General features: G+C 70.1%; 19 protein-coding genes. 8 read left to right on the top strand and 11 right to left on the bottom strand.

Going from position 1 to position 25,377, the window contains the following annotated elements:
* Positions 1–20 precede the first annotated feature (20 nt).
* From AC1PZ7_RS00395 to AC1PZ7_RS00385, 3 genes are read right to left on the bottom strand one after another with little or no spacing between them, the layout of a single operon-like run.
* A complete protein-coding gene (locus AC1PZ7_RS00395) occupies positions 21–1,538 on the bottom strand; it encodes an efflux transporter outer membrane subunit (protein ID WP_482359533.1) in 1,518 nt (505 codons plus the stop codon).
* Positions 1,539–1,575: 37 nt separating this feature from the next.
* On the bottom strand, positions 1,576–4,737 hold the full coding sequence (locus tag AC1PZ7_RS00390; RefSeq protein ID WP_482357544.1) for an efflux RND transporter permease subunit: 3,162 nt from the start codon (positions 4,735–4,737) through the stop codon (positions 1,576–1,578).
* 7 nt (positions 4,738–4,744) lie between these two features.
* Positions 4,745–5,914 (bottom strand): efflux RND transporter periplasmic adaptor subunit, encoded by a 1,170-nt coding sequence (locus AC1PZ7_RS00385; protein WP_482357543.1) that lies wholly within the window; start codon positions 5,912–5,914, stop codon positions 4,745–4,747.
* Positions 5,915–6,158: 244 nt separating this feature from the next.
* Here AC1PZ7_RS00385 and AC1PZ7_RS00380 point away from each other — a divergent pair, with 244 nt between their 5' ends.
* Positions 6,159–6,803 carry a TetR/AcrR family transcriptional regulator gene (locus AC1PZ7_RS00380; RefSeq protein ID WP_482357542.1) on the top strand — a complete coding sequence of 215 codons (645 nt, stop codon included), beginning with the start codon at positions 6,159–6,161 and terminating at the stop codon, positions 6,801–6,803.
* 406 nt (positions 6,804–7,209) lie between these two features.
* Here AC1PZ7_RS00380 and AC1PZ7_RS00375 read toward each other — a convergent pair whose 3' ends face one another.
* On the bottom strand, positions 7,210–7,857 hold the full coding sequence (locus tag AC1PZ7_RS00375) for a peroxiredoxin (RefSeq protein ID WP_482357541.1): 648 nt from the start codon (positions 7,855–7,857) through the stop codon (positions 7,210–7,212).
* A 250-nt stretch (positions 7,858–8,107) separates the two neighbouring features.
* On the opposite strand from AC1PZ7_RS00375, the gene AC1PZ7_RS00370 reads away from it, so the two are divergent.
* A complete protein-coding gene (locus AC1PZ7_RS00370; protein WP_482357540.1) occupies positions 8,108–8,368 on the top strand; it encodes a YMGG-like glycine zipper-containing protein in 261 nt (86 codons plus the stop codon).
* Positions 8,369–8,508: 140 nt separating this feature from the next.
* On the opposite strand, the gene AC1PZ7_RS00365 is transcribed toward AC1PZ7_RS00370, so the two are convergent.
* Positions 8,509–9,135 (bottom strand): S24 family peptidase, encoded by a 627-nt coding sequence (locus tag AC1PZ7_RS00365; protein WP_482357539.1) that lies wholly within the window; start codon positions 9,133–9,135, stop codon positions 8,509–8,511.
* A 158-nt stretch (positions 9,136–9,293) separates the two neighbouring features.
* On the opposite strand from AC1PZ7_RS00365, the gene AC1PZ7_RS00360 reads away from it, so the two are divergent.
* Genes AC1PZ7_RS00360 through AC1PZ7_RS00350 form a run of 3 tightly spaced genes read left to right on the top strand, consistent with a single transcriptional unit; the run spans position 9,294 to position 12,244 of the window.
* Positions 9,294–10,727, top strand: a complete 1,434-nt coding sequence (locus tag AC1PZ7_RS00360) for a pyridoxal phosphate-dependent decarboxylase family protein (RefSeq protein WP_482357538.1) — start codon at positions 9,294–9,296, stop codon at positions 10,725–10,727.
* A gap of 52 nt (positions 10,728–10,779) precedes the next feature.
* Positions 10,780–11,151, top strand: coding sequence for a DUF952 domain-containing protein (locus tag AC1PZ7_RS00355; protein WP_482357537.1), 372 nt, complete (start codon positions 10,780–10,782; stop codon positions 11,149–11,151).
* 4 nt (positions 11,152–11,155) lie between these two features.
* Entirely contained in the window at positions 11,156–12,244 is a 1,089-nt protein-coding gene (locus AC1PZ7_RS00350; protein ID WP_482357536.1) for a quinone-dependent dihydroorotate dehydrogenase, read from the top strand.
* Here the strand turns inward: AC1PZ7_RS00350 and AC1PZ7_RS00345 are convergent.
* The 5 genes from AC1PZ7_RS00345 to AC1PZ7_RS00325 all read right to left on the bottom strand — a co-directional run bounded on the left by AC1PZ7_RS00345 (position 12,241) and on the right by AC1PZ7_RS00325 (position 17,274).
* On the bottom strand, positions 12,241–12,753 hold the full coding sequence (locus tag AC1PZ7_RS00345) for a c-type cytochrome, methanol metabolism-related (RefSeq protein WP_482357535.1): 513 nt from the start codon (positions 12,751–12,753) through the stop codon (positions 12,241–12,243). The two genes, AC1PZ7_RS00350 and AC1PZ7_RS00345, sit on opposite strands and share 4 nt — an antisense overlap.
* A gap of 122 nt (positions 12,754–12,875) precedes the next feature.
* Positions 12,876–14,201 (bottom strand): MATE family efflux transporter, encoded by a 1,326-nt coding sequence (locus AC1PZ7_RS00340; protein WP_482357534.1) that lies wholly within the window; start codon positions 14,199–14,201, stop codon positions 12,876–12,878.
* 4 nt (positions 14,202–14,205) lie between these two features.
* On the bottom strand, positions 14,206–14,478 hold the full coding sequence (locus AC1PZ7_RS00335; RefSeq protein WP_482357533.1) for a DUF6460 domain-containing protein: 273 nt from the start codon (positions 14,476–14,478) through the stop codon (positions 14,206–14,208).
* Positions 14,479–14,482: 4 nt separating this feature from the next.
* Positions 14,483–16,213: a cisplatin damage response ATP-dependent DNA ligase gene (locus AC1PZ7_RS00330; RefSeq protein ID WP_482357532.1), complete on the bottom strand. Its 1,731-nt coding sequence runs from the start codon at positions 16,211–16,213 to the stop codon at positions 14,483–14,485.
* Positions 16,210–17,274, bottom strand: a complete 1,065-nt coding sequence (locus tag AC1PZ7_RS00325) for a ligase-associated DNA damage response exonuclease (RefSeq protein WP_482357531.1) — start codon at positions 17,272–17,274, stop codon at positions 16,210–16,212. The genes AC1PZ7_RS00330 and AC1PZ7_RS00325 overlap by 4 nt, the downstream gene beginning before the upstream one ends.
* Positions 17,275–17,349: 75 nt before the next feature.
* Between AC1PZ7_RS00325 and AC1PZ7_RS00320 the strand changes: the two genes are divergently transcribed.
* The 3 genes from AC1PZ7_RS00320 to pdeM are packed head-to-tail and all read left to right on the top strand — an operon-like array spanning position 17,350 to position 21,512.
* Entirely contained in the window at positions 17,350–18,276 is a 927-nt protein-coding gene (locus AC1PZ7_RS00320; protein WP_482357530.1) for a class I SAM-dependent DNA methyltransferase, read from the top strand.
* A gap of 46 nt (positions 18,277–18,322) precedes the next feature.
* Positions 18,323–20,824 (top strand): ligase-associated DNA damage response DEXH box helicase, encoded by a 2,502-nt coding sequence (locus AC1PZ7_RS00315; RefSeq protein WP_482357529.1) that lies wholly within the window; start codon positions 18,323–18,325, stop codon positions 20,822–20,824.
* Positions 20,790–21,512, top strand: a complete 723-nt coding sequence (gene pdeM / locus AC1PZ7_RS00310) for a ligase-associated DNA damage response endonuclease PdeM (protein WP_482357528.1) — start codon at positions 20,790–20,792, stop codon at positions 21,510–21,512. The genes AC1PZ7_RS00315 and pdeM overlap by 35 nt, the downstream gene beginning before the upstream one ends.
* 96 nt (positions 21,513–21,608) lie before the next feature.
* Here pdeM and AC1PZ7_RS00305 read toward each other — a convergent pair whose 3' ends face one another.
* Complete coding sequence (locus tag AC1PZ7_RS00305; RefSeq protein ID WP_482357527.1) at positions 21,609–24,908, bottom strand: hypothetical protein; 3,300 nt, start codon at positions 24,906–24,908, stop codon at positions 21,609–21,611.
* Positions 24,909–25,377 lie beyond the last annotated feature (469 nt).

Genomic DNA, 25,377 nt, shown 5'->3' with positions numbered 1-25,377 from the left:
GCCGTCAGGCGGCACCGATCTCATTGCGGAATCTGTGCCAGGTGCGGCCCCGTATCGGTATCGACCACGGCGGGCTTGGAGGCGTCCACCAGACCGTCCCAGCCACCGCCCAGAGCCTTGTTGAGGGAAACGTAGTCGGTCGCGATCGCGACGCGACTCTCGATCAGCGCATCCTCGGCCGAATAGAGCGAGCGTTCGGCATCGAGCACGTCGAGGAAGCTCGACGAGCCGCTTTGGTAGAGCGAGCGGGCCAGTGAAGCCGCCTCGCGATAGGACGAGGCGGATGCAGCGAGCTTTCCGGTTTTGATCCGCTCCTGCGCCAGCGAGACGATGGCGTTCTCCACATCCTCCAGCGCCGTCAGCACCGAGGCGCGGTAGGCGAGAAAGTACTGGTCGCGCTGCGCCTCGGACACCTCCACGGCGGCCTTCAACTGGCCGCCATTGAAGATCGGCACGGTCAGGGTGGGGCCGAAGGACCAGCCGATGGAGGACCCTTGGGCGAGATCGCCGAGCTTCAGGCCGGACGTCGAGACGCTGCCCGTCAGGCTCACGCTCGGATAGCGGGCAGCCTCGGCCTGGCCGACCTTGGCGGTATATTGCGCCAGCTGGCGCTCGGCGAGGCGCACATCGGGCCGGCTCAGCAGCACGTCCGCCGGCACGCCGGTCGCCATCGGAAAGCGTGGCGTCGGTATCGGCGCCACGCGTTTCATTCGCGCGGCAAGCGCCGTTGGTGGTTGCCCCGTGAGTACGCTCAAGCGATGCACCGAGGCGGCATAGGCGGCTTCCAGCTCCGGAATGTTGGCTTCGGTGCTGCTTGCCTGACCCGTGGCATTGGCGACATCCATGGCCGACGAGGCGCCCGCTTCGAACTTCCTCTGCGTCAGCGCTGCGGTCTCGCGCTGCGACGTGGCGGTGCGCCGGGCGAGCGCGATACGGGCCTGATAGCCGCGCGCCTCGACATAGTTCCCGACGACATCGCCGATCAGGGTCAGAAGGGTCGCGCGCAATTCTTCGTCGGCGGCATCGAGACCGTAGCGCGCGGCCTCGACCGCCCGGCGATTGGCGCCGAACAGATCAAGCTCCCAGCTGGCGTCGAACCCGGCCTGATAGGAGGCATAGGGGCCGCTGACCGTGACATCGCCGCCGCTCGAGACATTCGATCCATCATCGGCGCGCGTCGCCGAGCCGCTTGCGGTGACCAGCGGCAACAGCGTTCCGATGGCCTGACGATGGGTGGCGCGGGCCTCGCGGATCTTCGCCTTGGCGGTCGCGACATCCAGATTGCCCTCGACCGCCTCCTTGACGATGTCGTTGAGCGCCCGATCGCGCAGCCTCAGCCACCATTGTGACAGCTCCGCCGGCTTGATCGGCTCGGCTTTTCGAGAAGTGCCCCATTGTGTCGGCAGCGGCTGGAACGGCGTCTGGTAATCCGGCCCCACCGCGCAGCCCGCCAGCCAGGTGCCGGCCAGCAGCACGACGCCAAGCCGGGCGGCCCGCGCGGCGGATCGGGTGATCAGGGCATGTTTCGTCATCGTCATCGCGGTCCATGTCGAAAGCCTGCCGAAGCGGCCGGAACTAGTTTGAAGGGAAGGAAGCCGTCGGCTCGGGCGCGGATGCCGGCCTTCCAGCCGGATCGGGCGTGGCCCGGCCACCGGATATCCGGCGTACCGCGACGAACAGCAGCGGCACGAAGAACACGCCGAGCGTGGTGGCCGCGATCATGCCGCCCATCACACCGATGCCGATGGCGTTCTGCGCGCCCGAGCCGGCTCCGGTCGCGACGGCAAGCGGGGTAACGCCGAGGATGAAGGCGAATGACGTCATCAGGATCGGCCGAAGCCGCTGACGCGCGGCCTCCAGGGTCGCCTCGACCAGCCCCATGCCGGCGGCCTGTCGTTCGATCGCGAACTCGACGATGAGAATGGCGTTCTTCGCCGCCAGCCCGATCGTCGTCAGCAGTCCGACCTTGAAGTAGACGTCGTTGGTCTGGCCGAACAGCAGTGCCGCCAGCAGGGCGCCGAAGATGCCGATGGGCACCGACAGCATCACCGCGAACGGGATCGACCAGCTCTCATAGAGCGCGGCGAGGCACAGGAAGACGACCAGCACCGAGATCGCATAAAGCGATGCCGCCTGGTTGCCGGACAGCCGCTCCTGATAGGACAGGCCGGTCCACTCATGCGCGTAGCCGGTGGGGAGCTGTGCCACGAGCGCGTCGATGGCATTCATGGCGTCGCCGGAGCTGACGCCGGATGCGGCCTCGCCCTGTATCTCGACCGCCGACGAGCCGTTGAAGCGCTCGAGGCGCGGCGAGCCGAAAGTCCAGCGGCTGGAAGCGAAGGACGAGAACGGCACCATGACCCCGTCGGCATTGCGCACATGCCACTTCTCGAGGTCTTCCGGCTGCATGCGGAAGTTCGCGTCCGACTGCAGATAGACCGGCTTCACCCGACCCCGGTCGATGAAGTCGTTGACGTAATCGCTGCCCCACGCCGTCGAGAGCGTGTCGTTGATGTCGCCAAGGCCGACGCCGAGCGCACTCGCCTTCTCCTGGTCGATGTCGATGGAGAATTGCGGCTCGTCTTCCTGTCCGTTGGGGCGGGTGTTGGCGAGCTGCCGGTGCGCGCCGGCCTTCGCCAGCAAGGCGTCGCGCGTCTCGATCAGCTTCCGATGACCGGCGCCATTGATGTCCTGCAGGTAGAAGGTGAAGCCATTGGAGTTGCCCATGCCCTGGATCGCCGGCGGGGCGAGTGCGAAGACGCTGCCGTCGCGGATCTGCGAGAATGCTCCCATGGCGCGGTTGGCGACGGCCTGTGCCGACTGCGCCGCGTGCGCGCGTTGGTCGAAATCCTTCAGCCGGACGAACGCGATGCCGACATTCTGGCCTTGCCCGCCAAAGCCGAAGCCGGAGATCGTCATGACGCCATCGACGGAATCCTTCTCTTCATTGAGGTAATAGTCCTTCACCTGCGCGAGCACGGCGAGCGTGCGGTCCTGCGTGGCGCCCACGGGAAGCTGCACGCTGGTGATCAGGATGCCCTGGTCCTCCTGCGGCAGGAACGAACCGGGCAGCCGGACGAACATCCAGCCCATGGCGAGCACGATGGCGAGGAACAGCAGGAGAAAGCGTCCGGGGCGCGCGATCATGCCACCCGTGCCATCGCGATAGGCCAGCGTGCCGCGCTCGAAAGTGCGGTTGAACCAGCCGAAGACACCCTTCCGGGCGCCGTGGTTCCGGACCGGGCGAAGCATGGTCGCGCAAAGCGCGGGCGTCAGCACCAGCGCGACGACCACCGACAGCACCATGGCCGAGACGATGGTGACGGAGAACTGGCGGTAGATCACGCCGACCGAGCCGCCGAAGAACGCCATCGGCACGAACACCGCCGACAGCACCGTGGCGATGCCGACCAGCGCGCCGGTGATCTCGCCCATCGACTTGCGGGTGGCCTCCTTCGGGGAAAGCCCTTCCTCCTGCATCACGCGCTCGACATTCTCGACCACGACGATGGCGTCGTCGACGAGCAGGCCGATCGCCAGCACCATGGCGAACATGGTCAACGTGTTGATGGAATAGCCGAACAGAGCGAGCACCCCGAACGTGCCCAGCAGCACGACCGGCACCGCCAGGGTCGGGATCAGGGTGGCGCGCAAATTCTGCAGGAAGACGAACATCACCACGAAGACGAGGATGATGGCCTCGATCAGCGTGTGAACCACCTTCTCGATGGAGAGCTGGACGAACGGCGTAGTGTCGTAGGGATAAACGACCTCGACACCTTCCGGGAAGGTCGAGGCCAGCCGGTTGATCGTCGCCTGGACCGCCTCGGCGGTGCTGATGGCGTTGGCGCCGGTGGCGAGGTTGATGCCGAGGCCGGCGGCCGGCATGCCGTTATAGGTCGAGCTCGTGGTGTAGCTTTCGGCCCCGAGCTCGACGGTCGCGACATCGTTCAGCCGAACCAGCGAGCCGTCTGTGCCGCTCTTCAGGATGATGTTGCGGAACTGCTCCGGCGTCTGCAGCCGGCTGCGGGCCGTGACGGTGGCGTTGAGCTGCTGACCCGCGCGTGCCGGAATCGCGCCGAGCTGGCCGGCGGAAACCTGGGTGTTCTGCGCCTCCAGAGCGGTGCTGACATCGCTCGGCATCAGCGCGTATTTCGCCAGCTTGTCCGCATCGAGCCAGACCCGCATGGCATAGCCCGAGCCGAAAAGCTGTGTCTCGCCGACGCCCTCTACGCGCTTCAGCGTGTCGTTCAGCGTGCTGTCGACGAAATCGGCAAGGTCGGTGGAGTTGAGCTTGCCGTCGGTGGAGACGAAGCCGACCACCATCAGGAATCCGGTCGAGGACTTGGTGACGGTGAGCCCGTTGCTCTGCACGATCTGCGGCAGCTGCGAGGTGACGAGCTGCAGCTTGTTCTGCACCTGCATCTGCGCGACGTCGGGATCGGCGGCGCTGGTGAAGGTGAGCGTGATCTGCGCCGAGCCGGTGGAGGTCGACGTGGCGGTCATGTAGTCGAGATTGTCGATGCCGGTCAGGCCCTGCTCGATGACCTTGGTCACGGAGTTCTCGACCGTCTGCGCGTCGGCCCCGGCATAGCTGCCGCTGATGCGCACGGTGGTCGGCGCGATCTGCGGATATTGCGAGACCGACAGCGTGTTCAGCGCCAGCAGGCCGCCGAGCATGATCACGATGGCGATCACCCAGGCGAAGATCGGCCGATTGATGAAGAAGCCCGACATGTGCGCCTCAGTTGCTGGCGGCGATGGCCGTGGCGGGGTGACCGGCGCCTTGCCTGCGTTCGCGCACCTCGCCGGTGGTGTCGTCGATCACCACCTCGACCGGGTTCGCCTCCTGGCCGGCGCGCACCCGCTGGCTGCCCTCCACGATCAGCCGGTCGCCGTCCGTGACGCCGGCCTCGACCAGCCAGCTATTGCCGATGCTGCGGCTGACGGTCAGCACACGCTGCTCGACCTTGCCCTCGGCCGTGACGAACAGGCCGACCGCCTCGCCGCGGGTGTTGCGCGTCACTCCGCGCTGGGGCACCAGGAAGCTGTTCTGCGCGACGCCTTCCTCGACGATGGCGCGGACATACATGCCTGGCAGCAGCAGGCGGTCGGGATTGGGGAACTGTGCCCGCATGGCGAAGGTGCCGGTGGTCTGGTCGACATTGGATTCGGCGAATTCCAGCTTTCCGGCATGCGGGTAGATGCTGCCGTTCTCCAGCTTCAGCTTCACGCTGACATTGTCGCCGCTCAGCTTCACCCGGCCGGCGGCAATGGCCTGACGCAGATTGAGCAGATTGGTGCTGGACTGGGTGACGTCGACATTGATGGGGTCGAGCGTGCGGATCGTCGTCAGCACGGTCTCCTGGCTGGCGGTCACCAGCGCGCCGGGCGTCAATGAGGACTTGTCGATGCGGCCACCGATCGGCGCGACGATCGCGGTGTGGTCGAGATTGATCCGCGCGGTGTCGACGCTGGCCTTGGCCGAAGCGACATCGGCCAAGGCCTGCGCCAGCGCGGCGCCGGCGTCGTCATAGTCCTGCTTGCTGATGGCGTTCTGCTTGATCAGCCCCTGATAGCGCTCAAGCTTGGACTGGGCGCTCGGCACGGCGGCCTCGGCGCGCTGCCGTGTCGCCACCGCGCTGTCGAGCGCGGCCTGGTAGCTCGCGGGATCGATCTGGTAGAGCGCCTGACCGGCCTTCACCTCGCTGCCTTCCTCGAAAAGCCGCGTCCGGATGATGCCGCCTACCTGTGGGCGGACCTCGGCGACGAGCGAGGCGGTGGTCCGGCCGGGAAGCTCTGCGGTGATCGCCACGGACTGGGGATGAAGGCTGACGACGCTCACCTCGGGCCGCGTCGCTGCCGGCCCCTTGGCGCCGGTCTCCTCGCCGCCGCATGCAGCGAGCGTGAGCACGAGCAGGCTCGCCGCGATGGCGCCGACGCCCCTTGACGGCAGACCGCGCCCGGCTCGGCTGAAATGTGGTCCTGCCCGGTTTCCTAAATGGGTGCGAGCGGGCATAAGATGGAACACGGGCTTCGCCTCATTTACAAAACTGTTTCGTACCATTATTTGGCAAAAAAGGTGCTGTCAATCGCGAAAGGGGGCGGTCATGAGAGGTGCAGGACAGGCTGGAGACCCGTTGGGGAAAATGGCGACCATGTCGACGAGCGAGCCCCGGCGAGGTCGCGGGCGACCCAAGACCAAGTCCGACAAGGAGCAGGTCGCGCATATTGTCGAGGGCGCCCGCAAGATGATGCTGGAGCATGGCTATGCCGGCACGACGACCGATGCGCTGGCGGCCCGCTGTCACGTCTCCAAGCGCACCATTTATGAGCTGTTCCCCAGCAAGACCGAGCTGTTCGGTGCCGTCATCGACGCGCACCGGCAAAGCCTGCTCGATCTGCCGGGCGATTACGATCACCTGCCGTTGACGGAGGCGCTGGAGAAGATCTTCCGGATCGACATCGACGAGGCGCTGGATCAGGAGCGGATGGGATTCCTGCGCCTTCTGATGCTGGAATCCTCGCTCTATCCCGAGCTCAGGGACATGTGCGACCGGCATGGGCGGGACATGTCGTGGGCGCTGCTGGGCGACTGGCTGCGGCACCAGCAGGCGCGTGGCCGGGTGAGCCTCGACGCGCCGGATATGGCGGCGAAGATCCTTATGGACATGGCCTTCGGCGCCGTCGTGGTGAAGCGGGAGGGTGAGGCCGATTGGCCGGGCGAGGCCGATCGCAAGGCCTATCTGCGCGCCTGCATCAGGATTTTCGTCAAAGGTGTCGAAGCCGGCCGAGGCGCATAGCCCGTTCGGATGGAGCCCCGGATACCCGCTTCGTCGCAACCGGCGATGAACCGCTCAGGGGCACAAGGGCGCGGCGGACGTGCAGGCCGTGCCCCCGCGGAAAAGTGGATGCAGATTGGGGTGGAAGAAGAGGCGCGGCGACGTATCGGCGCGGTGCATGCGGGCGGACATCGTTGGCGCCGCAACCGGCGTGTGAAGCCGGTGGCGCCGCAGCTCATCGAACCCGGCCTGGTCCGCGGCGCGGCCGAAAAAAGACGGTGGGCTCGGCAATCTGGCGGACCTCGTCGCGCTGCGTAGGTCCGCCAGATCGGTGGATGGCTCTGTCGTCAAGCATCCCCTGCCGCAGCGGGCCTGTGGCCCGCCATGTGCGGTCGGGCTCACCCTCGCCTCGGTCGTACTTTCCGGCCTACTTGCCGGCCGTCTTGCCCGGCTGCGCGACGATGCGCAGATAGGGCTTCAGCGTCTTCCATCCTCCCGGAAACTTCTCCTTCGCCGCCTCGTCGCTGACCGAGGGGACGATGATCACGTCGTCGCCATCCTGCCAGTTCGCCGGCGTGGCGACGGCATGCTGGGCGGTGAGCTGGAGCGAGTCGATGACGCGCAGGATCTCGTCGAAGTTGCGGCCCGCGCTCGCCGGATAGGTGAGGGAGAGCTTCAGCTTCTTGTCCGGGCCGATGACGAAGACCGAGCGCACCGTCATGGTGTCGGAGGCGTTCGGGTGGATCATGTCGTAGAGGTCGGAGACCTTGCGGTCCTCGTCGGCGATCAGCGGGAAGTTGGGCGCATAGCCCTGCGTCTCCGCGATGTCCTGCGACCAGGTCTCATGGGCGGCGAGCTCGTCCACCGACAAGCCGATCACCTTCACGTTGCGGCGGTCGAATTCCGGCTTCAGCCGCGCGACCTGACCGAGTTCGGTGGTGCAGACCGGGGTGAAGTTCTTCGGGTGCGAGAACAGCACGCCCCAGGAATCGCCGAGCCACTTATGGAAGCTGATCGGACCCTCGGTGGTCTGGGCTTCGAAATCGGGGACGACGTCCCCAAGGCGGATGGTCATGACGGACTCCAAGGATGGAAGCAAAAAGTCTACTATTTTTGTATTGTAATGGCCGGGGCGCGGCGTTGGAAGCGCGATTCTACGCGATTATGCCGATCATGGAACCTGTGCCCCTGCCGGACGTTACCGCTCGGGCGCTCCAGTGGCCGCAGACCGGGGCCGCACGCCTGGAAGCCGCCGGGAATCGGGAGCCGCAGCCTGTCGACGGAGAGCCGTCGAGGTGGGGTGCGGTCAAATCTGGAGAGGGATCATGCTCAAGATCGTTGTGCTTTCGCTGGCTACGCTCAGCATCGCCGCCTGCACCACCACCGAACGCCGGGCCACCGGCGGCGCGCTGATCGGCGGCGGCACCGGCGCGGTCATCGGCGGCATTGCCGGCGGCGGTACGGGCGCGGCGATCGGCGCGGGCATCGGCGCGGGCACTGGCGCGCTGATCGGCGCGGCGACCTCGCCCGGCGACTGCTACGCCTATGACGGCTACGGCCGCCGCGTCGCGGTGCGCTGCCGCTAGCGCAGGCCGGGCCCCTCTTCCGGCGGCCCAAGTCTAGGGGAGAATGAGGAGCGGCCCTCCATGGAGGGCCGTTTCCGCGCGTGCCTTGCCCCCGCGTGCCTTGCCCAGTGTGCAGGGTCCGCCCGCCTGCCCGCCATTGTCTACTGGCTCGCCCACAAGACCCGCGCGATCCAGGCGATCTCGCTTTCCTGCAGCAGCCGGTCGGGATGCTCGGGGTTGAGCGAGCGCAGCTCCAGCGTGCGGGCGGTGCGGCGCTTGAGTTCCTTGGCGAGCACCTCGCCTTCGCGGGTCTTCACCACCACGCGGTCGCCGCGCCGCACCGGCGCCGCCGGCGAGACCACCACGACATCGCCGTCGCGGTAGAGCGGCAGCATGGAATCGCCGGAGATTTCCAGCGCATAGGCGTGCTCGTCGCCGACATTGGGAAACTCAATCTCGTCCCACGAGCCGCCGACCGGGAAGCCGGCATCGTCGAAATAGCCGCCACCGCCCGCCTGCGCGAAGCCGATGAGCGGTATCGCCCGCCGCGCCGCGCCCGCGCCGTCGATCAGCGCCATGAAGTCGTCCAGCCGGGTGCCGGTGGCGGCGAGGATCTTGGCGATGCTCTCGGTGGAGGGCCAGCGTGGCCGGCCGTCCGGCGCCTCGCGCTTGGAGCGGTTGAAGGTGGTGGCGTCGAGCCCCGCCCGCCGGGCCAGCGCCGAGGCGCTCAGGCCGTGGCGTTCCGCCAGGCGGTCGACGGCCCGCCATATCTGCGAATGAGTGAGCATGGCACGGCCCAGAATCGGACTTTTATCTGACAATAGGAATTATACCCTATTTCGGCCAAGGTCCAGCCTTGCATGATCAGGTTCTGGACGACGGGCGGCGGCCTCTGGACAGGAACGGCGCGGTCCCTAGGATGGCCGGCCCTCGCGCAGGAGCCGAAATGCCGGAGAGTGACGAACAGCCTGTGGATGCCGAGGCGTTGCTGCTGGAGGCGGCCCGTTTCGCCGCAATCTTCCGCGCCGGAGACCGTTTCCGCGGGCATCCCGAGGCGAGCTATGCCGAGGCGGTGGCTGCCTTCGACGACGCGGTGCCGGAGCAGGGCGAGGCAGCGGCCGACGTTCTCCGGGAACTCGTCCGCCGTGCCGAGCCGGGTCTGCACGCCACCACCGGCCCGCGCTTCTTCGGCTGGGTGATCGGCAATTCGCACCCGATGGGCGTCGCCGCCGACTGGCTGACCTCGGCCTGGGGCCAGAACGCCGCCAACCATGTCGCGGCACCGGCCGCCGCCGCGGCCGAGACGGTTGCCGCGCGCTGGCTGCTCGACCTGCTGCGGTTGCCGCCGGAGGCCTCGCTCGGCTTCGTCACCGGCGCCACCATGGCGAATTTCGTCGGCCTCGCCGCCGCCCGGGGCGAGGTGCTGCGCCGGGCCGGCTGGGACGTCGAGGAGAAGGGCCTGTTCGGGGCGCCGCCAGTGCGCGTGCTGATCGGCGCCGACGCCCACACGAGCGTGATCTCCGCCCTGCAATATCTCGGCTTCGGCCAGGCCAGCCTGGTGCGCGTGGCGACCGACGCGGCGGGCGCGATGCGGCCGGAGGCGTTCGAGCGGGCCCTGCCGGATGGCGGGCCGCTTATCGTCGTGACGCAGGTCGGGCAGATCAATACCGGCGCTTTCGATCCGCATGAGCGGATCGTGCCGCTGGCGCAGGCGCGCGGCGCCTGGGTGCATGTCGACGGCGCCTTCGGCCTGTGGGCGCGCGCCTGCCCGGCGCGGGCCGCTCTCGCGCGCGGCGTGGACGCCGCCGATTCCTGGGCGACCGACGGGCACAAATGGCTGCAGGCGCCGTTCGACTGCGGCTATGTCATCGTGCGCGACGCCGAGGCGCACCGGCGCGCGGTGACGATCGCGGCGAGCTATCTGCCGCCGGTCAGCGGCGCCGAGCGCGACCCGTCCCATTACGTGCCGGAGCTGTCGCGGCGGGCGCGGGGCTTCGCCACCTGGGCGCTGCTGCGCCATTTCGGGCGGGCCGGCATCGCCGCGATGGTCGAGCGCCATTGCGAGCAGGCCCGCCGGCTCGCCGCGCTGCTGGGCGACGAGCCGGGCATCGCCGTGCTCAACGAGGTGGTGCTGAACCAATTGGTGGTGCGCTTCGGTGCCGGCGAGAGCGACGAGGCCGGCGACGCCCTCACCCTCGCCGCCATCGCGGCCCTGCAGGCCGACGGCACCTGCTTCGCCGGCGGCGCCCGATGGCGCGGGCGGTGGGTGATGCGGGTCTCGATCATCGGCTATTCCACGACCGAGGACGACATCCGCCAGTCGGCCGAGGCGATCATCCGCTGCTGGAGGTCCGTTGCCAGCGCGCCCGCGCCCCGCTAGGACGACGCGGGCAAGCCAAGCAGGGCGCGCAAGCCGCGCACGGGGACGACTCATGACGGCCGCCGCGACGCGGGACACGACCCTGATCTACAAGATCGCGCCGCGTGCGCTGTGGCAGGCGGCGGAGGCGGCCGGGTGCTTCGAGGGCGCGCCGGTCGACCTGAAGGACGGCTTCATCCATTTCTCCACCGCCGCGCAGGTCGCCGAGACGGCGGCGAAGCACTTCGCCGGGCAGCCGGATCTGCTGCTGGTCGCAGTGCATGCGGAGCGGCTCGATCCTGCGCGGCTGCGCTGGGAGCCCTCGCGTGGCGGCGCGCTGTTCCCCCATCTCTACGGACCGCTCGCCCTCGATGCGGTGGCTTCCGTCCATCCCCTGCCGCGCGACGGCGAGGGCCATCACATCTTTCCCGAGCTTGAGGGCTGACCGCATGAGCGCGCTTCTGGATCTCGCCCTGCCGTTCGCTCGCATGCTCGATCCCGAGACCGCGCACGGCCTCGCCATCCGTACGCTTTCCTGCCTGCCGGCGCGCCCGGCGGCGGCGGACGATCCCCGGCTGGCGGTGGCGGCGTTCGGTCTTTCCTTCCCCAATCCGGTGGGGCTGGCGGCAGGCTTCGACAAGGAGGCCGAGGTGCCGGACGCGATGCTCGGCGCCGGCTTCGGCTTCGTCGAGGTCGGCACCGTCACGCCGCGCCCGCAGCCCGGCAATCCGCGCCCGCGCAATTTCCGCCTCACCGAGGACCGGGCGGTGATCAACCGCTACGGCTTCAACAGCGGCGGGCATAGCCCGGCCGCCGCGCGTCTGGTCGCGCGCAAGGGCAGGGGGCCGAACAGCGCCGGCATCGTCGGCGTCAATGTCGGGGCCAACAAGGATTCGGCGGACCGGACGGCCGACTATGTCGCCGGCATAAGCGCCTTTGCCGGGCTCGCCAGCTATTTCACCGCCAATGTCTCCTCGCCCAACACGCCGGGCCTGCGCGATCTGCAGGAGGAACACGCGCTCGACGAGTTGCTGGCGCGGGCGATGGAAGCGCGCGACCGGGCGGCGCCGGGCGTGCCGCTGCTGCTGAAGATCGCGCCCGACCTCGCGCTCGCCCATCTCGACGGCGTGGTCGAGGTGGCGCGCCGGCGCCGCCTCGACGGGCTGATCGTCTCCAACACCACCATCTCCCGCCCCGCCAGCCTGCGCTCGTCGTTCCGGGGCGAGACCGGCGGGTTGTCCGGGCGGCCGCTCTTCGCGCTGTCGACCCGCATGCTGGCGGAAGCCTATGTACGGGTGGACGGGGCCTTCCCGCTGATCGGTGTCGGCGGCATCGATAGCGCCGAGACGGCGATCGCCAAGCTGGAGGCCGGCGCGAGCCTGGTGCAGCTCTATTCCGGCCTCGTCTATGAGGGGCTGGGCTTGGCCGGCCGCATCAAGCAGGGCCTCCTCGCGCGGTTGCGCAGCGAGGACACGACGCTCGCCGCGCTGACCGGGCGCCGGGCGCGCGAGCGAGTTGCCGAGCGGTTCCCGGCCTAACCCATGCAGGCGTCCTCGGCGGCGCTGTAGCCGGCCGGCTTCGGCGCGTTCTTCTGCGGGTGGCCCCGGCCCAGCGCGCCGTCCGAACGCGCCCGCAGATAGATGAAGATCGCGTCGATGTAGCACATGACGTTCGGGTTCACCCCGAAGGCCGGCATGACGAGATCCTGGCTCGCGCTGACGTTCTTCTTGCCGTTGGTCACGGTGTCGAGGAACTGGCTGTAGCTGAGCCTCTGCAGCGCGTCGACCAGCGATGGGGCGAAGCTCGAGCCGAGCCCGTCGGGGCCGTGGCACTGCATGCAGTTCGCGGTGTAGCGGATGTAGCCGACCGATGTGTACCAGTCGACGGTTCCGTCCTTGTCGATCTTGTAGGTCGGGTTGCCCTGCTTGTCGCTGTACTCGCCGTCGGAGGAACTGACGGCAGCCGGATCGCCCGATCCGTCCGCCCCGGCCGGCGACGACAGCACGAGAAGAAGCGCGGCGGCGACAGCCCCGGTGCGCATGGCCATGTGTGTTGCTCCCTCGCGCCCCGGCTCCTTCTTCTGTGGCGTCGTGGCGGGCCGGAGGCGGGTGATCGTCCCGCTGGCGGCGCGGGTCGTCAAGCGGCAGGCTGATGATTGCCGGGCGCCTGTCAGGCGAAGCTGCGTCGCTCCAGCGCCGGCAGGCGCAGCGCGAGGAAGATGCCGCGCCCGGCAATGAAAGCGAGATAGGCCAGCCACAGCCCGGTATTGCCGAGCGGCAGGGTCAGCCACCAGGCGAGGAAGAACAGCACGACCGCCGGGAACATCAGGTTGCGCATGTCGCGCGCCCAGGTGGCGCCGGCATAGATGCCGTCATAGGCGAAGGCGGCGACGCCGAGCAGCGGGGTGAGCGCCGCCAGCGGCAGGAAGGCGCGGCCGACCTCGCGCACGTCCGGATTGGCGGACAGAAGGTCGATCAGCGCGCCGCCGCCGGCCAGGAGAAGCAGCGTCGCCGGTACGGCGAAGCCGAAGCCCCAGAACAGCACTAGGCGCACGGCGCGGCGGAAGCCGGTACGGTCCCGCGCGCCGATGCTCTGGCCGCAGATCTGCTCGGCGGCGGTGGAGAAGCCGTCGAGGAAGAACGCCGAGACCATCACGATATTGTAGAGCACGGCGTTTGCGGCGAGCGTCACGTCGTCATGGCGGGCGCCTTGCGCGGTGAAGAACAGCAGCACGCACATGATCAGCGCGGTGCGCATCATGATGTCGCCATTGACCGCCACCGTCTCCATGAGCCGCGCGCGGTCGAGCACGGTGCGCCAGGGCAGGCGCCAGTCGCGCCCGATCAGCCGCGCGGCGGCGCCCAGTCCGAACAGCATGCCGGTCATCTCCGCCAGCACATTGGCGGTGGCGGCGCCGGCGATGCCGAAATCCCAGTAGAGCACCAGCAGCACGGTGGCGACGGCGTTGACGCTGGCGATGAGGACCTGCAGGCCGAGGCCGATATCGGTGCGGGCGATGCCGACCAGCCAGCCGAGCAGGGCGAAATTGCCGATGGCGAACGGCGCCGACAGGATGCGCACGGAGAAATACAGCGCCGCCGCCGCATGCACGCCCTCGCTGGCACCCATGGCCAGGAAGGCGAGATGGGCGAGCGGCAGGTGCAGCAGGATGAGCGCGAGGCCGACGGCGACAGCGATCAGCAGCGAGCGCACCAATACGGCGCGCAGTTCCAGCGTCTCGCCACGTCCGAGCGCCTGCGCGGTGAGCCCGGCGGTACCCATGCGGATCGAGCCGAAGACCCAGAACACGAAGTCGAACAGCAGCGCGCCGACCGCGACCGCGCCGAGCAGCACCGCGTCGCCCAGCCGGCCGATGGCGCCGGTGGCGACGAGGCCGAGGACCGGCGTCGTCATCTGCGCCAGCGTCGCCGGCAGGGCGATGGTGAGGAACCGGCGGGAGGTGACGTCCACCCGGCCGGCGACCGCGTGGCTCACGGGATCAACGCCCCCGGCTGGCGAGGCGGGTGATGAGCCATAGCGGGATGACGATGACCGCGCCGAGCAGGAAGTAGCGCCACAGCCGCTCGACCGTGTCGAAGCCGAAATTGAACAGATGCCGGACGAGGCTTTCCAGGCTCGCCAGGATGTTCATCGGGTCGAGGCCGAGGGCAGACAGGATGACGCCGACCACGACCGACAGCAGCAGGAGCCGTATGAGCACCCAGAAGGGCGAGCCGCCCATCCAGCGGGCGATATTGTGATGATCGGACATGGAATCACGCTCCCGAGGCAGGCGAACGGTCCTTCCCTAGCATGGCGGAGGCTCGGCGGGGAGCGCGGCGGTTAGCATCGCCCGGCGGGCCGTCACCCAGCGCCTCGCCAGGGCCGATCATGCGCTCCAGCGTCTCCAGCCGGTCGGCCTCGCCGGGCGGCTTGTCCCAGCGCAGCCGCGCGATGCGGGGAAAGCGCATGGCAAGGCCCGAGCGGTGGCGGCTGGAGCGGGCCAGCCCCTCGAAGGCGACTTCCAGCACCAGCCCCTCGGTCGGGGTGTGCACGACTTCGCGTACCGGGCCGAAGCGGTTGACCGTGTTGCCGCGCACGAAGCGGTCGATCTCGATCAGCTCGGCATCGGTGAAGCCGAAATAGGCCTTGCCGACCGGCACCAGCTCGCCGGCTTGCGTCCACACGCCGAAAGTGTAGTCGGAATAGTAGGAGGAGCGCTTGCCGTGGCCGCGCTGGGCATACATCAGCACGGCGTCGACGCTGTACGGGTCGCGCTTCCACTTCCACCACGGTCCCTTCGGCCGGCCGGGGACATAGAGACTGTCGGCGCGCTTGACCATCACGCCCTCGACCGCCTCGGCATCCGCGCCCGCACCATGCGCGGCGGGGTCGGCGCGGGCGGCGGCCAGGTCGTCCCAGCTCGAAAACGCCACCAGCGGGGAGAGGTCGATGCGCCCGTCCTGCGGATGGGCGGCGATCAGCGCCTCCAGCCTTGCGCGGCGGGTCAGGAAGGGCAGGTCGCGCAGATCCTCGCCCGCCTCGACGAGGAGGTCGTAGGCGCGGATATGGGCGGGAAACTCCGCCAGCAGCTTGGGCGAGACGGCTTTGCGGTTCAGCCGCTGCTGCAGCACGTTGAAGGACTGCACCCGCCCCTCGCGCAGGATCAGAAGCTCGCCGTCCACCGCGCCGTCGAAGGCCAGCGCCTCGGCAAGGTCCGGGAAGGTGTTCGAGATGTCCTCGCCGGTGCGGCTGTAGAGCCGCGTCACCGGCCAGCCCTCGGCGCAGATGGCCCGCACGGCCTGCACGCGGATGCCGTCCCATTTCCATTCGGCGCGGAAGGCTGCGGGGTCGAGGGCGGCGAAATCCGCGTCCTCGACCGGATGCGACAGCATGACCGGGCGGAACGGGGCGGGATCGTCGGTCTCGGGGCGCGGGCCGCGCCCCTCGGCCCAGGCGAACAGTGCCTCATAGGGCGGCTCCAGTCCCGGCCAGACCAGCTCGATTTCGTCCGGAGCCTGTTCGCCGAGCGCCGCCACCGCCGTCTTGGCGAGACGGGCGGACACGCCGATGCGCAGGCCGCCGGTGATGAGCTTGAGCAGCGCCCAGCGCCCGGTCTCGTCCAGCCGGTCGAGCAGCGACGCCAGCACCGCCGGCATCTCGGCGCGGCCCATATGGGTGAAGGCATGGACGATGGCGTCGAGCGGCGGCGGCTCGGTATCGTTCAGGCCGTGCGGCGCCGGCCACATCAGCGCCACCGTCTCCGAGAGGTCGCCGACATAATCGTAGGAGAGGGCGAACAGCACCGGGTCGGTGCGCTCGGAAATGAGCTGGCGGATCAGCCCCGGCTTGGCGTTGCGGAACGACAGCGCGCCGGTGAGCGCGGCCAGCGCCCAGCCCCGCTCGGGGTCCGGCGTATGGCGGAAATAATCGGCGATGAGCGCGATCTTGCCGTTGCGGCGCGGCTCATAGGCGAGGCGGTCGAGCAGGGCGGCGAAGCGGTTCACGGCGAGGCCCCGCCGCTGGCCGGATCGGACGCGGAGGCATCGGGAGATGGCCCGCTCTCGGCCTCCTCTTCGCCATAGCCGACCATGTGCAGCGGGCGGGCGCGCAGCCCGGCCAGCGTCGCCCAGTGCACCAGCGCGTCCTCCTGCCCGTGCGTGACCCACAGCTCCTCGCAGCCGGTGGCGAGGATCGCGGCCTGCAACTCGTCCCAGTCGGCATGGTCCGAGAGGATCAGCGGCAGTTCGACGCCGTGCTGGCGGGCGCGGGCGCGGATGCGCATCCAGCCCGAGGCGAAGGCGGTGACCGGATCGGGGAAGCGGCGCGACCAGACATCGCTCAGCGCGCTCGGCGGGCAGATGACGACTGAGCCGGCGCGTTCCGCCGGCGTGGCGTCGCGGGCGAGGCGGACCTCGCCGAGGTCGATGCCCTGCGACTGGTAGTACTCCGTCAGCCGCACCATGGCGCCGTGGATGAGGATGGGCCGCGTGTGCCCGGCCGCACGCACGAGCGCCATCACCCGCTGTGCCTTGCCGAGCGCATAGGCGCCGACCAGATGCGCCCGTTCGGGGAACAGCGCCAGCGAGGCGGTGAGCTTGGCGATTTCCCGCGCCGGGTCGGGATGGCGGAACACCGGCAGGCCGAAGGTCGCCTCCGAGATGAAGACGTGGCAGCGCACGGGGGCGAAGGGCGCGGCGGTCGGGTCGGCGCCCGGCTTGTAGTCGCCCGAGGCGACGATGGTGCAGCCGCGCCAGTCCAGCGCGATCTGCGCGCTGCCGAGGATATGGCCGGCGGGATGGAAAGTGACGCCGACACCGTTCACCTCGACGCGCCGCCCGTAATCCGCCGCCTGCGTCGCGCCCGCGAAGCCCTCGCCGTAGCGTATGGCCATGATGTCGAGCGTCTGGCGCGTCGCCAGCACCGCGCCATGGCCGGCGCGCGCGTGGTCGGAATGGCCATGCGTGACCAGCGCCCGCGCCACCGCGCGGGTGGGGTCGATGAAGAAGTCGCCGGCGGGCGAATAAAGTCCCTGTGGCGTGGAGTGGAGAAGCTCTTCCGGGCGCATCGCGGAAGATATATAGGGCTGCCCTCCCCATCCGCGAGACGCCCTCGCGAAGGGCCCCCTCAGAGAACCACCCGCATGAGTGCAGGCAGGCTCATCCTCTCGTCCGGCGACCCTCTGGTCGACCGCCGGATCGACTGGGCGCGCGCGCTGATGGAGGAAGGCAACGCGGCCGACGCCGCCGAGTTGCTGACCGAGGCGGTGGCACGGGCCGGACATTATGCGCCGGGCTGGTTCCTGCTCGGCGAGGCGCGCGAGACGGCCGGCGACGCAGCCGGCGCGCGGGCGGCCTTCGAGCAGGCCTTGACGCTCGACACTGAGGACAGGCTCGGCGCAGCGCTGCGCCTCGCCCGGCTCGAGGGCGAGGTGGCGAGCATGAGCGAGGCCTATGTCCGCACCCTGTTCGACCAGTATGCCGACCGCTTCGATACCGCGCTGGCCCGGCTCGACTATCGCGGGCCGGAGGTGATCGACGCCGCGCTGGCGGCAGCCTGCGTGCGGCTGGGGCGCGCCTATGCCTTCGCGCGCGGGTTGGATCTGGGCTGCGGCACGGGGCTGGTCGGGGTGCGGCTGGCGGATCGCGTCGGATTCATGGAGGGCGTCGACCTGTCGCCCAACATGATCCTGCGGGCGCGGCGCCGGAAGATCTATGACGGGGTGGTGGCCGGCGAGATGGTCGCCTTTCTGCGCGAGCGCCCGGCGCGCGACGCCGACATCATCTTCGCCGGCGACGCCTTCTGCTATCTCGACGATCTCGCTCCCATCCTGACGGAGGCCCGCCGCGTGCTGGAGCCGGGCGGGCTTCTGGCCTTCACCACCGAGACGCATGAAGGCGAGGGCGTGCTGCTGCGCGACACGCTGCGCTTCGCCCATGCGCCCGATTATGTGCGCGCCGCGCTGGCGCAGGCGGGGCTCACCGAGCTCCTCCTCGCCGATGAAAGCACCCGCAAGGAGAAGGAAATGCCGGTGCCGGGGCTCGTCGCCGTGGCGATGCGGCCCGAATAGGGCTCGAATTTCCGCGCCGAGCCATTAGCTTCTCGCGGTGCCGATCATGGATTCTGCGCCCGACGATCTCCTGCCCGAGCCGTTCCGAAGCTGGTTCGCCGGCCGCGGCTGGACGCCGCGCGCGCATCAGCTCGATCTGCTGGCCAGGGCGCGGGCGGGTCGCTCGTCCCTGCTGGTCGCGCCGACGGGAGCCGGCAAGACGCTCGCCGGCTTCCTGCCGACGCTGGTCGAGCTCACCCGTCCCGCCAACCGGCCGGGCGGCCTGCACACGCTCTACATCTCGCCGCTGAAGGCGCTGGCGGTCGACGTCGCCCGCAATCTCGAACGGCCGGCGCAGGAGATGGCGCTGCCGATCCGCATCGAGACCCGCACCGGCGACACGCCCGCCTCGCGCCGCCAGCGCCAGCGCCGCGACCCGCCGGACATATTGCTCACCACGCCCGAGCAGATCGCGCTGCTGCTTGCCTCGGCCGATGCGGAACACCTCTTCGCCGATCTCAAGCGCATTGTGCTCGACGAACTGCACGCGCTCGCCGTCTCCAAGCGCGGCGACCTGCTCAGCCTCGGGCTGGCGCGGCTGCGGCGCATCGCCCCGGCCGTCCAGACCGTCGGCCTGTCCGCCACCGTCGCCGATCCCGACACGCTGCGCCGCTGGCTGGTGCCGCAGCGCGGGGAAGGCGAGATGGGTGAGCTGGTGGTGGCCGAATCCGGCGCGGCGCCGGACCTTTCCATGCTGGAGAGCGTCGCCCATGTGCCCTGGGCCGGGCACACGGCGCGCCATTCGCTGCGGGAAATCTACGGCCTGATCGGGCGTCACACCACGACGCTGGTCTTCGTCAACACCCGCATGCAGGCGGAGCTGCTGTTCCAGGAGCTGTGGCGCGTCAACGACGCCAATCTGCCCATCGCCCTGCATCACGGCTCGCTCGACGTCTCGCAGCGCCGCAGGGTCGAGGCGGCGATGGGCGAGGGGAGGCTGAAGGCGGTGGTGTGCACCTCCTCGCTCGATCTCGGCATCGACTGGGGCGCGGTCGACCTCGTGGTCAATGTCGGCGCGCCCAAGGGCTCCTCGCGCCTGATGCAGCGCATCGGCCGCGCCAACCATCGGCTGGACGAGCCCTCGCGCGCGGTGCTCGTTCCCGCCAACCGCTTCGAGGTACTGGAGTGCCGGGCAGCGCTGGAAGCGGTGCGGGCGGGGGCGCAAGACAGTGCGGTGATCCGCACGGGTGCGCTCGACGTGCTGGCGCAGCATGTGCTCGGCATGGCCTGCGCCGCGCCCTTCGCGGCCGACGATCTCTATGCCGAGGTCACCTCGGCCGAGCCCTATGCCGGCCTGTCCCGCCGGGATTTCGACGATGTGGTTGGCTTCAATGCCACTGGCGGCTATGCGTTGCGCGCCTATGAGCGCTTTGCCCGCATCCGGCCGATGAAGGACGGGCGCTGGCGCGTCGCCAATCCGCAGGTGGCGCAGCAGTACCGGCTCAATGTCGGCACCATCGTCGAGTCGACCATGCTGAAAGTCCGGCTCTCCGGCGCCAAGTCGCGCTTCGGCGGGCGGGTGCTGGGCGAGGTGGAGGAGTATTTCGTCGAGACGATGAGCCCGGGTGACACCTTCGTCTTCGCCGGCGAGGTGCTGCGATATCTCGCCATCGTCGAGGACGAGGTGCGCGTCGCCCGCACACAGGCCACCGAACCGAAGGTGCCCTCCTATGCCGGCGGCAAGTTCCCGCTCTCGACCTTCCTCGCCGCCGGGGTGCGGGCGCTGCTGGCCGAGCCGGCGCGCTGGTCGAGCCTGCCCGCGCAGGTGCACGAATGGCTCGACCAACAAAGGTTGCGCTCGCGCCTGCCCGGCCGCGAGGACCTGCTGGTCGAGACTTTTCCACGCGGCGGAAGGTTCTATCTCGTCGCCTATCCCTTCGAGGGGCGGCTGGCGCACCAGACGCTCGGCATGCTGCTGACCCGCCGGCTCGACCGCGCCGGGCTGCACCCGCTCGGCTTCATGGCCAACGACTACGCGCTCGCCATTTACGGCCTCTCCGACCTCTCGCTGGCGGTGGCGCGGGGAAAGCTCGACCTCGATGCGCTGTTCGATGCCGACATGCTCGGCGACGATCTGGAGGAGTGGCTGGCGGAATCGGCGCTGATGAAACGCACCTTCCGGCAGTGCGCCGTCATCGCCGGGCTGATCGAGCGCCGCTTTCCCGGTAGGGAGAAGAATTCCCGGCAGGTGACGATGTCGACCGACCTCGTCTATGACGTGCTGCGCCGGCACGAGCCGGACCATGTGCTGCTGCGCGCCGCCCGCGCCGATGCCGCGACCGGGCTGCTGGACATCCGCCGCCTGTCCGACATGCTCGTGCGCGTAAGAGACCGAATCGACCATGTCGCCCTGCCGCGCGTCTCGCCGCTGGCGGTGCCGGTGATGCTGGAGATCGGCCGCGAGATCGTGGCGGGCGCGGCGGCCGAGGCCCTGCTGGCCGAGGCCGAGGACGAACTGATCAGGGAGGCCATGAGTGGTGCCGACGACGACCGCGCCTCTGGCGGATGAGCCTGCGCCGGAGGGAGAGATCGCGCTTGCCGGGGCGCGCCTCGTGCTCGATCCCGGCGGCGCGCTCTGGTGGCCGGCCGAGCGGGCGCTGATCGTCGCCGACCTGCATCTGGAGAAGGGGTCGGCCTTCGCCGCGCGCGGCGTGCCGCTGCCGCCCTATGACAGCCGGGCGACGCTCGCCGTGCTGGCGCGGATCGTGGAGCGCCGGCGGCCGCGCGTCGTCGTCGCGCTGGGCGACAGCTTCCACGATCGCGGCGGGATGGCCCGGCTCGGCGGCGAGGAGCGCGCCATGCTCGACGCCGTGGCGCGCGGGCGCGAGATGATCTGGATCGCCGGCAATCACGATCCCGATCCCATGCCGGGCCTCGGCGGCCTGCATGCCGGGGAACTGCGCCTCGGCCCGCTGACGCTGCGCCACGAGCCGGAGGCCGGCAACACCGAGGGCGAGGTCGCCGGGCATTTCCACCCGGTGGCGCGCCTCGTCCTGCGCGGACGGAGCCTGCGGCGGCGCTGCTTCGCGACGGACGGGATGCGTCTCGTCATGCCGGCGCTCGGCGCCTATGCGGGCGGGCTGAACATCCGCGACGCGGCTCTGGCCGGCCTGTTCGCGGGGGATTACGAAGCCCATCTGGTCGGCGCGGCGCGCACCTACCGCATCGCCCACCACGCCTGCCTGCCGGATCGCTAGCCCCGGACAGCAAAAAGCCCGGCGCGGGGCTGGGCTTCTGCGAGGGATGTGTTGGCGCCGGTGGCGCGCGGCCTCGGGCGATCGGCGCGAGGCGGTCTAGCGCGAGGCGGTCTTGCGCGGCGTGCCGTCGGCCAAGCTCATGGCGGTGGTGTCGTTCGCCTTGGCGTCGACCAGCAGCGGCGCCCAGCTCTCCACCTCCTGACGCGCCGTGGCGAGCGTGCGGGCGTCGAGCCGGGCGGCGATCTCGTCGCGCTTGGTGGCGGCTTCGCTGTCGCCGCGCGCGGCGGCGAGGGCGAACCAGCGCCACGCCTCCATCGGATTGGCCGCGACGCCGAAGCCGCGGGCGTAGAGCACGGCGAGATTGTACTGGCTGTCGCGCACGCCGCGCTCGGCGGCGCGGGTGAACCAGGCCGCCGCCGTGCGGTAGTCGGGTTGGCCGTCGACGCCCGAGGCGAGCATCACGCCGAGATTGTGCATGGCCGCGACATTGCCGGCCTTGGCGGCCTGCTCGTAGAGCTCGCGGGCCTTGGCGACGTCGCGCGGCACGCCTTCCATGCCCTTCTCATAGATCGTGCCGAGGCGGTAGGCCGCCGGCATCGAGCCATTGCTGGAGGCATAGGCGTACCATTCGGCGGCGCGGGCCGCGCTGGGCGCGACGCCTTCGCCGTCCATGAAGCGGCGGGCGATCTCGAAGGCGGCGCCGGGATCGCCGGCAAGCGCGGCGGCGCGCAGCGTCTGGCTGGCGATGCCGCCGGGCAATTCGGTCGGCAGCGACAGGCTGGAGGGGCCGATCGGGGCCGGTGCCGGGGGCTGGCCGGCGGGGGCCTCGACCGGTGGCTGGGCGCGCGGCGCCGGCTTGCCGACGGAGCCGGTGATGTCCTCCGGCGCGGGGGCCGAGGCGGGCGTCGCCGGACGGGCGGCCGGCGGCAGGTTGGCCGTCGACGAGGTGGCGGGCGCGGCGGCGCGCAACTGCGCCTCGCGCAGCTGCGCCAGCAGGTGCCAGGAGCCATAGGCGAGGGCCGAACCGCACAGGCCGATGAACAGCATGGCGCGGATGCGGGCCAGCCAGCGGCCCGGCTTGCGGCGGTGGCGCTCGGCGGCGATATGGCTGCGCAATTCGGGCGCCACGACATTGGCCGGCTTGGCGGCGCGGCGGGCCTGGGCGATGAAGGCGGCACGGCTCGGCGCGCCGGCGGCGGCCGCAGGCGGCTCGGCACTCGGCGTGATGCCGCGCGCGGCGGCTTCCGCGTCGAGATCGACCGGGCGGAAGTCGAATTCGTCGTCGAGGAGGGTGGGCGACGCCGCCACGGTCGCCGTCGCTACAGGGGCGGCCACAGGGGCAGCCACAGCGTCGGCCACCGGAGCAGGCTGGGCGCGCAGGGCGACCGCGGCCTCCGCCGAGCGGTTCAGCTCCTCTAGCGCCGCGCGCATGAGCTGCGGCTCGAAGGGCTTGGGGATCGAGGCCGGCGGCGGCGCGAACACCGCCTCCGGCGCGGTCCGCACGGCCGGCGCCGGTGCGGGCGCGACCGCCTCGGCAACTGCCGCAACCGCCACAACCGGCGCGACGGTGGGCGCCATGGTGGCGGGCGGCGCGGCGACAACGGCATGAGGCTCGTCCGGCGCGGCGGCCTCGCGGCCCGCCTCGACGGCGGCGATCTCGCGCTTGATGCGGGCGGCGCCGCCATTCGGCCCGCTGCCATTGCCCGAGGGCGGGCGGGCGCGGGGTCCGGCGGCGAGGAAGGTGGCGCGGGTCTCTTCCATCTGGATGAAGAGGTCGTTCACCGCGCGCTCGATGCCGGCCAGCTGGCTGGCGACTTCGGCGCCGGCCACCGCCTTCTCGATCTTCTGGGTCAGCTCGCCGATCTGGCGGCCGAGCGCGTCGAAGCGCGGGCCGTCATCGGGCAGGGCGATCGGCCGCTCGATCCGTTCGATGCGGTCGGAGAGGCCCTTGATCAGCGCCTCCATGCCGGCCGGCAGTTCGCGGCGGGCGCTGGCGAGGCCGGTCTGGATGGCGTCGAGCCGATTGACGAGGTCGTCGAGCGGAATGGTCGGCGCCGGCTGGCTGCCGATCTTGTCGGCCAGCGTGTCGATGCGGCGCTCCAGCGAGCCGACGGCGGAGCGGATCGCCCGGTCCTCATTGGCGGCGACCTCGGAGACCTTGGTGGCAAGCAGCGAGACCTGCTCGGCCAGCAGCCGTACCGAATCCGACGACAGGGCGCGGGCCAGAAGCTCGCGGATTTCGGTGGCCTGCGATTGCAGGCGGGCCATGGTCGCCCCGTCCACCATCTTGGCGTTGACGATGTCGAGTTTGCGCTCGAGCGCGTCGATTCGGCCCATGAGCAGGGCGGGATGCTCGGGCAGCTTGAGACCGCCGATCATGTCGCGCAGCGCGGCAAGCGTGCCGCGCAGGTCCTCGTCGCGGGTGCCGGAATGCTCGACCCGGTCGGCGAGCTGCTGCACGACGCGCTGCAGTTCGTCCACTGCGCGGCGCGGCGCGAGCAGGGTGAGCGACTGGCGCATGCTGCCGAGTTCGCCCTGCAGCGAGACCAGCGTCTCGTTGATCGAGGACGAGCGCGCCGGGGAAGCGGTGCCGGGCGCGACGGGAGCCTGCGCTGTCGGCGCCGGCATCGCCGGGGCATGAGCGCTCGTGGCGGGCGCGGACGTGGCAGGAGCGCTCATGGCGGGCGCGATCGTGGCGCGGGTGGGGAAGGGTCCGTTGGCGAACGGGTCGCGGACGAAGCGCTCGCTGATCGCGTCGCGGATGGCGCTCTCGCGGGCCGGTGCGGCCGGACGCGCTTCGCGAGCGGACGTTTCGCGGCGGACAGAGGTTTCGCGGACGGGCGCTTCGCGCTGAAGCGACTCGCGGGCAACCGTCTCGGTGCGGCGGACGCCGAACTCCCTGTCCAGCTCATGCTGGCGGGCGGCGATTTCCGCGACCGCCGCCTCGATGGAACCGGGCGAGGTGGAGGCGTCGGGAACGGCACTCGCCATGGCGAGCGGCGCGGCGCGGAACGCCTCGCGCGGCCGGGTCAGATGCATCGATTCGAGCCGCTGATCGATCTCGCGGATGGCGGCTTCGAGCCGCTCGTCGGCATAGGTCGAGCCGGTGGAGGGTGGCGCCGGGACGGGCGACGCCATTTCCGGCGAAAGCGAAGGGGCCTGCACGGCCGCAGCCGGCGCGGGCATCTCGGCGGCCGGCTGTGCGGTGGCCGGTTGCGCGGCGGCGCCGAGCTGATCGAGCTGGCCGGCCAGTTCCTCGATGCGGCGCTGCAATTCGGCGACATTGCCGACCGGCCCGGCGGCCGAGGCGCCGGTGCCGGCGGCCGTCGTGCCGAAAAGCTGGCTGCGGAGCCAATGCTCCAGCGGCAAGCCGGCCCGCTGGGCGGCCTCGCTCATGGCTCGCCAGGCTTCGGGAGCGATCTGCCCGGCCGTCGTGGAAGGAGCCCCTTGCCTCACCGTGTTCTCCGTCGCGTCAGGCACCATGGCGGCGGGAATCACCGCGGCGGCACTGGCGGCTGCCGACGCAACTGTTTCGATTTTTGGTAAATGCCGCGTTAATGCGCTACCGCCGACGCCATGAACCGTCGGGGCGTTTCCTCGCCGCCGCCGCCGTCGCAATGCGCAGACGCCTCAGTGAAGCGCCACTCGAAAGGCTGGCGACGGCAGGGTCGGAAGGTCGCTCGGCGGCGCCGCAAGGAGCTGGCCCGAGGCCAAGGGTGAATGCGGTCTTTTGAAAAGGTGAGTGATATCAATTTGTTGGTTCGCCATTTAACAGTAAGTTGCCCTAACGTCGGGTGTGACTTTCTCCCCTTGCGGCAACCTCTCTGCGACAGTGCGGCAACATCGCTGACGCGTTGCCCCCCTT

Source organism: Ancylobacter sp. TW_SC_1, assembly GCF_056836805.1.
The sequence above is the reverse complement of the archived record's forward strand: the minus strand, read 5'-3'. Positions and strand labels throughout refer to the sequence as shown.

Bases quoted from the DNA above. Each gene is read 5' to 3' on its own strand.
- AC1PZ7_RS00395 (WP_482359533.1), bottom strand. From the start codon at position 1,538: ATGACGATGACGAAACATGCCCTGATCACCCGATCCGCCGCGCGGGCC.
- AC1PZ7_RS00390 (WP_482357544.1), bottom strand. From the start codon at position 4,737: ATGTCGGGCTTCTTCATCAATCGGCCGATCTTCGCCTGGGTGATCGCC.
- AC1PZ7_RS00380 (WP_482357542.1), top strand. From the start codon at position 6,159: ATGTCGACGAGCGAGCCCCGGCGAGGTCGCGGGCGACCCAAGACCAAG.
- AC1PZ7_RS00375 (WP_482357541.1), bottom strand. From the start codon at position 7,857: ATGACCATCCGCCTTGGGGACGTCGTCCCCGATTTCGAAGCCCAGACC.
- AC1PZ7_RS00370 (WP_482357540.1), top strand. From the start codon at position 8,108: ATGCTCAAGATCGTTGTGCTTTCGCTGGCTACGCTCAGCATCGCCGCC.
- AC1PZ7_RS00365 (WP_482357539.1), bottom strand. From the start codon at position 9,135: ATGCTCACTCATTCGCAGATATGGCGGGCCGTCGACCGCCTGGCGGAA.
- AC1PZ7_RS00360 (WP_482357538.1), top strand. From the start codon at position 9,294: ATGCCGGAGAGTGACGAACAGCCTGTGGATGCCGAGGCGTTGCTGCTG.
- AC1PZ7_RS00355 (WP_482357537.1), top strand. From the start codon at position 10,780: ATGACGGCCGCCGCGACGCGGGACACGACCCTGATCTACAAGATCGCG.
- AC1PZ7_RS00350 (WP_482357536.1), top strand. From the start codon at position 11,156: ATGAGCGCGCTTCTGGATCTCGCCCTGCCGTTCGCTCGCATGCTCGAT.
- AC1PZ7_RS00345 (WP_482357535.1), bottom strand. From the start codon at position 12,753: ATGGCCATGCGCACCGGGGCTGTCGCCGCCGCGCTTCTTCTCGTGCTG.
- AC1PZ7_RS00335 (WP_482357533.1), bottom strand. From the start codon at position 14,478: ATGTCCGATCATCACAATATCGCCCGCTGGATGGGCGGCTCGCCCTTC.
- AC1PZ7_RS00325 (WP_482357531.1), bottom strand. From the start codon at position 17,274: ATGCGCCCGGAAGAGCTTCTCCACTCCACGCCACAGGGACTTTATTCG.
- AC1PZ7_RS00320 (WP_482357530.1), top strand. From the start codon at position 17,350: ATGAGTGCAGGCAGGCTCATCCTCTCGTCCGGCGACCCTCTGGTCGAC.
- AC1PZ7_RS00315 (WP_482357529.1), top strand. From the start codon at position 18,323: ATGGATTCTGCGCCCGACGATCTCCTGCCCGAGCCGTTCCGAAGCTGG.
- AC1PZ7_RS00305 (WP_482357527.1), bottom strand. From the start codon at position 24,908: ATGAGCGAGGCCGCCCAGCGGGCCGGCTTGCCGCTGGAGCATTGGCTC.